Origin of the sequence: Streptomyces humidus (assembly GCF_014649655.1) — a bacterium.
In the GTDB taxonomy this organism is placed as follows: Bacteria; Actinomycetota; Actinomycetes; order Streptomycetales; family Streptomycetaceae; genus Streptomyces; species Streptomyces humidus.
Genome location: NZ_BMTL01000083.1, coordinates 1 through 8606 on the forward strand (window position 1 = coordinate 1; position 8606 = coordinate 8606).

At 73.9% G+C, this 8606-nt stretch carries 2 protein-coding genes; both read right to left on the reverse strand.

Features of this window, described 5'->3' with window-relative positions:
• The coding region (locus tag IE239_RS40845) for a type I polyketide synthase (protein ID WP_190154517.1) at positions 1-2906 on the reverse strand (2906 nt) is incomplete at its 3' end.
• A 79-nt stretch (positions 2907-2985) separates the two neighbouring features.
• The coding region (locus IE239_RS43085) for an SDR family NAD(P)-dependent oxidoreductase (RefSeq protein WP_444545013.1) at positions 2986-8606 on the reverse strand (5621 nt) is incomplete at its 5' end.

Below are 8606 nucleotides of genomic sequence, written 5' to 3' on the forward strand. Positions count from 1 at the left end.
CGCCCCGTCAACACCAGCCCATCACCACCGGCCAACTCCACCGCCGCACCCAACAACGGATGCCCCGCCGCACCCAACCCCACCGCACCCAGATCGCCGGGCGTCGATCCCGTGTCCCGGGACCAGAAGCGGCGCCGCTGGAACGCGTACGTCGGCAGGGGGACTTGCTCCAGATCGGAGCCGGCCGGGTCGGCGTCGAGCGGGAACGCCGTCTCCCAGCGGACCGGAAGACCGCTGACGTGGAGCTCGGCGAGGGCCGCGAGCAGACTCTCGGGCTCCGGGCGGTCCTTGCGCAGGGCGATGGCGAAGACCTCGGAGCCCCCGTCGAGGCAGCTCTGGGCCAGGGCGGTCAACTGACCGTCGGGGCCCAGTTCCAGCAGTCGGCCGACCTTGCGTTCCGCAAGGGCACGTAGGCCGTCGGCGAAGCGGACCGGTTGGCGGACGTGACGCACCCAGTAGTCGGGGGAGGTGAGTTCGTCGGGTTCGGCCGGGAGGCCGGTGACGGTGGAGACGACGACGATGCGCGGGGCGCTGTAGGTGAGGGTCTCCGCCACGGCCCGGAAGTCCGCCAGCATCGGTTCCATCAGCGGGGAGTGGAAGGCATGGCTCACCCGCAACGCCGTCACCTTCCGGCCCTGACCACGGAAGCGGTCCGCGATCTCCTCGACCGCCGACGCCGCACCCGAAACCACCACCGCCCGCGGCCCGTTGACCGCAGCAAGCCCCACCTCCTCACCCAGCAGCGGCAGCACCTCGTCCTCGGACGCCTCCACCGCGGCCATCGCCCCACCCGACGGCAACGCCTGCATCAACCGGCCACGCGCCACCACCAGACGACACGCATCCGCCAACGACCACACACCCGCCACATACGCCGCCGCGATCTCACCGATGGAATGACCGGCCAGCACGTCCGGACGGACACCCCACGACTCCAGCAACCGGAACAACGCCACCTCAAGAGCGAACAGAGCCGGCTGCGCGAACTCCGTCCGGTCCAGCAGCTCCGCGTCCTCACCGAAGACGATCTCCCGCAGCCCGAACGGCAGCTCCGCGTCCACCGCGTCGAAAGCCTCCGCGAAGACGGGATACGCCTCGTACAACTCTCGCCCCATACCGAGACGTTGCGAGCCCTGGCCGGTGAACAGGACGGCCAGTCGTCCGCCGGGCCGGACGGCTCCCGTGACGGTGTGAGGGTGGGGCTCACCGGCGGCGAGTGCGGCGAGGCCGCTGCGGAGGTCGTCGAGGGTCCGGCCGGTGAGCACGGCCCGGTGTTCGAAGGTGGACCGGGTCGTGACGAGGGCGCGGCCGATGGCCACCGGGTCGGGGTGCGGCCGATCGTCGAGGTGGGCGAGCAGGCGTGCGGCCTGTGCGTGCAGTGCGGCGCGGCTGCGGGCGGAGACCGTCCAGGGCAGGAGGCGGTTGCCGGTCGGCTGCTCCGGGCCGACGGTGGGGACGGCGTTCGGGTGTGCCTGCTCGACCAGGCCCTCTCCGTCGAGCGACGCCGGCGCGGGCGCGGGCGCCTCTTCGACGATCATGTGGGCGTTGGTGCCGCTGATGCCGAAGGAGGAGACGGCCGCGCGGCGGGGCCGGTCGCCGTCCCGGGGCCAGGCGTGTTCCCGGGTGAGCAGGCGCAGGCCGGCGGCGGTCCAGTCGATGTGCCGGGACGGCTCGTCGGCGTGCAGGGTGCGGGGAAGCAGGCCGTGCCGCATGGCCAGCACGAGCTTGATGACCCCGGCGACGCCGGCGGCTGCCTGGGTGTGCCCGATGTTGGACTTCACCGAGCCGAGCCACAGCGGACGGTCCTCGGCTCGCGCGGCGCCGTAGGTGGCCAGCAGCGCTTCCGCCTCGATGGGGTCGCCGAGAGGGGTGCCCGTGCCGTGGGCCTCGATGGCGTCGACGTCGCCGGCGGACAGACCGGCGTCGGCGAGCGCGGCGCGGATGACCCGTTCCTGGGCGGGGCCGTTGGGAGCGGTCAGTCCGTTGGACGCGCCGTCCTGGTTGACGGCGCTGCCCCGGATGACGGCGAGGACGGGGTGACCGTTGCGGCGGGCGTCGGAGAGGCGTTCCAGGAGCAGCATGCCGACGCCCTCGGCGGGCCCGAAGCCGTTGGCGGCGGCGGCGAACGCCTTGCAGCGGCCGTCTGCGGCGAGCGCGCGCTGGCGTCCGAAGTCGACGAACATCTCGGGACCGGACATGACGGTCACGCCGCCGCCGAGGGCCAGGTCGCACTCGCCCGAGCGCAGGGACCGTACGGCGAGGTGGAGGGCCACCAGCGACGACGAGCAGGCCGTGTCGACCGTGACGGCGGGCCCCTCGAGGCCGAAGGAGTAGGCGATGCGGCCGGAGGCGACGCTGGTGGTGCTGCCGGTGAGCAGGTGGCCGCCGAGGTCGGCCTGGGAGTCGGGGGAGCGCGGCAGGTAGTCCTGGGCGATGGCGCCGACGAACACGCCGGTCGCCGAGCCGCGCAGGGAGGCCGGGAGGATGCCCGCGCGTTCCACGGTCTCCCAGGAGGTCTCCAGGAGCAGCCGTTGCTGCGGGTCCATGGCCTGGGCCTCGCGGGGGGAGATCTCGAAGAACTCCGCGTCGAACAGTGGCGCCTCGTGCAGGAAGCCGCCCTCACGGACGTAGGAGGTGCCGGGCCGGTCGGGGTCCGGGTCGTACAGCGCGTCGAGGTCCCAGCCGCGGTCGGCGGGGAACGGGGTGACGGCGTCGGTGCCGGAGGCCAGGAGCCGCCACAGGGCCTCGGGGCTGTCGGCCCCGTCGGGGAGGCGGCAGCCGATGGCGACGATCGCGACGGGTTCCTGCTGCTGCTCCTCGAGGTCCTGCAGACGTTTGCGTGTCTGACGAAGGTCGGCCGTGACCAGTTTGAGGTAGTCCCGCAGCTTCTCTTCGTTGCTCGCCATTCGATGCCACTTCCTAGGAGGAGCCCCGAGGGGGTCCGGAGACTTCGGGTCCTGAGCGGTCCGGGGGGGTCGGTCGGGGTCAGGAAATGCCCAGCTCTTTGTCGATGAGGTCGAACATCTCGTCGTCCGTCGCGGATTCGAGTCCGACGACGGCCGTCGAGGAGCCGTCCGTGCCGTCGGTGCCGCCCGTCCACCGGGTCAGCAGTTCGCGCAGTCGGGCGGTCACCTCGTCGTTCAGCGCGCCGTCGCTCTCCGTGCCGGCGGTCGCGCGGTGCGCGTCGGCCATGACCGACTCGAGCCTGCCGAGTTCGGCGAGGAGGACGTCGGCCGGACTTTCGTCCTGTGGTGCGCACTGTTCCAGCAGGTGGCGGGCGAGGACCGCGGGCGTCGGGTAGCTGAAGACCAGCGTGGCCCTCAGGGTGAGTCCGGTGGCCGTGCCGAGCCGGTTGCGCATCTCGACCGCGGTGAGCGAGTCGAAGCCCAGCGACTTGAACGGCCGGTCGGCGTCGACGGCTTCGGGGTCGGAGTGCCCGAGGACCGCCGCGGTGTGGGTGCGGACCAGATCGAGGGCGGCCCGTTCCCGTTCCTCGGCGGGGAGCGGTCGCAGCTGCTCGGTGAACGACACCGGCGTACCGTCTCCGTCGTCCTGGCTGTCGGCCGGGGTGGCGGTGGTGCCGGCCGCGGCCCGCCGGACCGGAGTCCGGGCCAGCGCCTTCAGCAGGGTGGGCGGTTCGGCGCCGCGGCGTTCCAGCCCGGCCAGGTCGAGGCGGGTGGGCAGCAGCAGCGCCTGGTCGGCGGCGAGGGCCGCGTCGAACAGCGCCAGGCCCTCGTCCGCCGGGAGCGGGGCGAGACCCATGCTGCCGATGCGCCGGAGATCGGCGGTGCCGAGGGTGCCCGCCATGCCGTCGTCGGTGTCCCACAGGCCCCATGCCAGGGAGAGCGCGGGCAGTCCCTGGGCTCGGCGGCGCTGGGCCAGGGTGTCGAGGAACGCGTTGGCGGCGGCGTAGTTGGCCTGTCCCTGGCTGCCGAAGGTGGCGGCCACGGAGGAGAAGAGGACGAACGCCGACAGGGGCAGGCCGCGGGTCAGTTCGTGGAGATTCCATGCTGCCTGGGCCTTCGGACGCAGGACGCGGTCGACGCGGTCGGGCGTCAGGGCGTCCAGGATGCCGTCGTCGAGGATGCCGGCCGCGTGGACCACGGCGGTCAGCGGACTCTCGGCGGGGATCTCGGCGAGCAGTCCGGCCAGGGCGTCGCGGTCGGCGATGTCGCAGGCGGTGACCGTGACGGTGGCGCCGAGTCCGGTCAGTTCCGCGGCGAGTGCGGCGGCGCCGGGAGCGTCGGGGCCGCTGCGGCTGGTGAGCAGCAGATGCCGGACTCCGTGGCGGGTCACCAGGTGCCGCGCGAACAGTCCGCCGAGGGTGCCGGTGCCGCCGGTGATCAGGACGGTGCCGTGGGGGCGGATGTGCTCCGCGGTGCGTCCCTCGCGCGCGTCCTCCCCGGTGCGGGCGAGGTCGGCGGGCGGTTCGGGGACGGTGGCGAGGTCGACGGGCAGCTCGGGGACGGTGAGGACGATCTTGCCGGTGTGCCGTGCCTGGCTGAGGTACCGGAACGCCTCCGGGGCCCGCCGTACGTCCCAGGTGGTGACCGGGAGCGGACGCAGTGCCCGCTGTTCGAACATGGCGAGTACGGCCGTGAGCATGTCGGCGGTGTGGTCGGGGTCGACGTCCCTGAGGTCGAACGCCTGGTAGACCACGCCCGGGTGTTCGGCGGCGACGGTCCGCGCGTCGCGCAGGTCGGTCTTGCCCATCTCGATGAAGCGTCCGCCGCGCGGCAGCAGCCGGAACGACGCGTCGATCAGTTCCCGGGCCAGGGAGTTGAGGACGACGTCCATGCCGCGGCCGGCGGTCGCCCGCAGGAACTTCTCCTCGAAGTCCTGGTCGCGCGACGACGCGATGTGGTCGTCGTCCAGGCCCATGGCCCGCAGGGTCTCCCACTTGGCGGGGGCGGCGGTGGCGAAGACCTCGGCGCCCAGGTGCCGGGCGAGCTGGACGGCGGCCATGCCGACGCCGCCGGTGCCCGCGTGGACGAGGACGGCCTCGCCGGGGCGCAGGTCCGCCAGGTCCACCAGGCCGTGGTAGGCGCTGAGGAAGACGATGGGCGCCGCGGCGGCCTCGGTGAAGGACCAGTCGTCCGGCTGACGGGTGAGCAGACGGTGGTCGGTCACCGCGACCGGGCCGTACGCCCCGGAGAAGAGGCCGAGCACCCGGTCGCCGGGGGCGAGCCCCGTAACGCCCGGGCCGGTCTCCAGGACCAGGCCCGCGCCCTCGCGGCCGGGCACCTCGCGGTCGAGCATCCCCAGGCAGACCAGGACGTCACGGAAGTTGACGCCGGTGGCCCGCATCGCCACCCGCACCTCGCCGGGGGCGAGCGGGCCGGTGACCTCGGGGCAGCCGACGAGGGCCAGGCTGTCGAGGGTGCCGGGTGTGGTGACGTCCAGCCGCCACACGGGCTCGCCGGGCGGCGGAAGCAGCGCGCCGCCGGTGCCGGCCGGGGCCAGCCGGGGCACGAGTGCGACACCGTCCCGCAGGGCCAGCTGCGGTTCGCCGGAGGCGAGGGCGGAGGCGAGGAGGAGGGCCGGGCCGGGCTCGGCCGCGGCACCGCCGGCGTCCTCGGCGACCGGGAACCGGCCTGCGGGGACGGAGGGGACGGCGGGGACGGCGGGGACGGATGCGTCGGGGGCGAGGTCGAGCAGAACCAGGCGTCCGGGGTGCTCCGACTGCGCTGAGCGGACGAGCCCCCAGACGGAGGCGGCCACCGGATCGGTGAGCGCACGGTCGCCGTCGGCGGGCACCGCTCCCCGGGTCACCAGCACCAGCCTGGCGGCGCCGAAACGGTCGTCCGCCAGCCAGCCCTGCACGACGGAGAGGACATGGTGCAGCACCGTCCTGGTGGCGTCCACGGTCTCCGAGGGAGCGGTGTCGTACTCCGGGAGGACGGTGCCGTCCCGTTCCGGCGACGTCGCCGGTCCCCCGACCGCGGACGGACCGCAGGCAACGAGCACCGCCCCCGGCAGCGGCGTCCCCGCGGCGACCGCCTCGGCCAGTGCCGTGACGTCGGCGTAGTGACCGGCCGGCGCGTCGTGCAGCCCGGCGATCTCCGGTCCGACGACGGCCCACTGTCCGTCCTGGTCGGGGAGGGGGCCGGACGGCACGGGCAGTGTGCTCCAGTCGAGCCGGAACAGCGCGTCACGCAGCGCGGCCGGACCGTCGGCGGCGGGCGCCGATGCGTCCCCGCTCAGCTCGCGCAGCGTCAGAGCGTCGACGCGGGCCACTCCACGGCCCGCGGTGTCGGCGACGGTCAGCGTGATCGTGTCCTCGTCCACCGGCGACAGCCGCACCCGCACCTCGGACGCGCCGAGTGCGGTCAGCGAGGCGCCGCTCCACGAGAACGGCAGCCGCACTCCGCCACCGGCGGGTGCACCGCCGGAAGCGTCCGCCCGGGCGCGTTCCGCGGCGAGCCAGGCGTGCAGCGCGGCGTCCAGCAGGGCCGGGTGCAGGCCGTGCCGCCCCGCCTCGTCCCGCAGGCCGACGGGCAGCCGGACCTCGGCGTAGACGTCCTCGCCCTGCCTCCAGACGGCACGCAGGCCCTGGAACACGGGGCCGTACGTGTACCCCTCGTCCGCGAGACGGTCGTAGAAGCCGTGCAGCGGGACGGGGCTCGCCTCCGCGGGCGGCCAGTTCTCGAAGGGTTCCCCGCCGCCGACACGGTCCGTCTCGTCGGTGTGGTCCGCGTCGAGGAAGCCGCCGGCATGCCGCACCCATCCCGCGGCCTCGGCCTCGGCGGAGTCGGCCCGGGAGTGGACGGACACGGTCCGCCGTCCCGACGCGTCCGGGCTGCCGACCGCGACCTGGACGCGTACGGCGCCGGCCTCGGTGAGCACGAGCGGCGTCTCGATCGTCAGGTCCGCGAGGTGCGCGCAGCCCACGCGGAGTCCTGCCTGGAAGGCCAGTTCCACGAAGCCCGTGCCCGGGAAGAGGACCATGCCCGACACCGCGTGGTCGCGCAGCCACGGGTGGGTCGTGAGGGAGAGCCTGCCGGTGAGCAGGGCTCCGCCGCCTTCGGCCAGCGCCACTTCGGCGGTGAGCAGGGGGTGGCCGGTGGAGGTCAGTCCGAGACCGGTCGCGTCACCGGCCGTGGCGGTCGGGGCGGCCGGCCAGAAGCGCCGCCGCTGGAAGGCGTACGTCGGCAGGTCGGTCCGGCGTGCGCCGCTTCCCGCGAACACGGCGGACCAACGCGGTTCGGTGCCGCGGACGTACAGCTCGGCCAGGGCGGTCAGCAGCGTCGCGCCTTCGTCACGGTCCTTGCGCAGCGCAGGCACGAAGAGCATCTGCTCGGCGGGGTCGGTGTGCGCCACTTCCCGCGCAAGCGCGGTGAGCGTGCCGTCCGGCCCCAACTCCAGCCAGTGACATACTCCTTCGGCGCTCACCCGGCTGACCGCGTCGGCGAACCGCACGGCGTGGCGGACGTGCCGCACCCAGTGGTCGGGCGTCATCAGCCGGTCGGGGTCGGCGAGGTCGCCGGTGAGCGCCGAGACGATGGTCAGCTGCGGGCGACCGTACGCCAGGCCCTCCGCCACTTCACGGAACTCGGCGAGCATGGGTTCCATCAGCGGGGAGTGGAACGCGTGGCTGACCCGCAACGCGGTGACCTTGCGGCCCTGGCCGCGGAAGTGGTCCGCGATCTCCTCGACGGCCGCCTCGGCGCCCGCGACCACGGTCGCCTCCGGCCCGTTGACGGCAGCGATGCCGGCCTCGGTCTCCCGGCCCGCCAGCAGAGGGATCACCTCGTCCTCCGTGGCCTGGAGCGCGACCATCGCACCGCCCGACGGGAGCGCCTGCATCAGCCGGCCGCGCGCCGCCACCAGACGGCACGCGTCCGCCAGCGACCACACACCCGCCACATGCGCGGCGGCCAGCTCACCGATGGAGTGGCCCAGCAGCACGTCCGGCCGGACACCCCACGACTCCAGCAACCGGAACAGAGCGACCTCAAGAGCGAAGAGCGCGGGCTGCGCGAACTCCGTACGGTTCAGCACGTCCGCGTCGTCGCCGAACATCACCTCACGCAACGGACGCGGGAGTTCGGTGTCCAGGTGGGCGCACACGGCGTCGAAGGCCTCGGCGAAGACGGGGTACGTCTCGCACAATTCCCTTCCCATGCAGAGTCGTTGGGATCCCTGGCCCGCGAAGAGCACGGCCGTGCGTCCGCCGCCGGCGACCGCCGTGCCGCTGATCACCCGCCCGTCGGGCCGTCGCCCGGCCACCGCGCGGAGACCGTCCAGGGCCTGCTGACGGTCGGCGGCCACCACCACGGCACGGTGCTCCAGTGCGGAACGCGTCGTCGCCAGGGACATGCCGACGTCACGGAGCGACAGCTCGGTGTCCGACGCCAGAAGGCTCGCCAGGCGCTCGGCCTGGGCACGCAGGGCCTGCGGTTCGGCGGCGGAGAACGGGAAGAGGACACGATCGACGGTCCCGTGGCTCCCGTCGCCCGCCCTGTCCTCGTCGGTCTCCGTCGGCGCGTCAGGGGCCTGTTCGAGGATGACGTGGGCGTTGGTGCCGCTGATGCCGAACGACGACACACCCGCCCGCCGCGCACGGCCCGTCTGCGGCCACTCCCGCTCCACCGTGAGCAACTCCA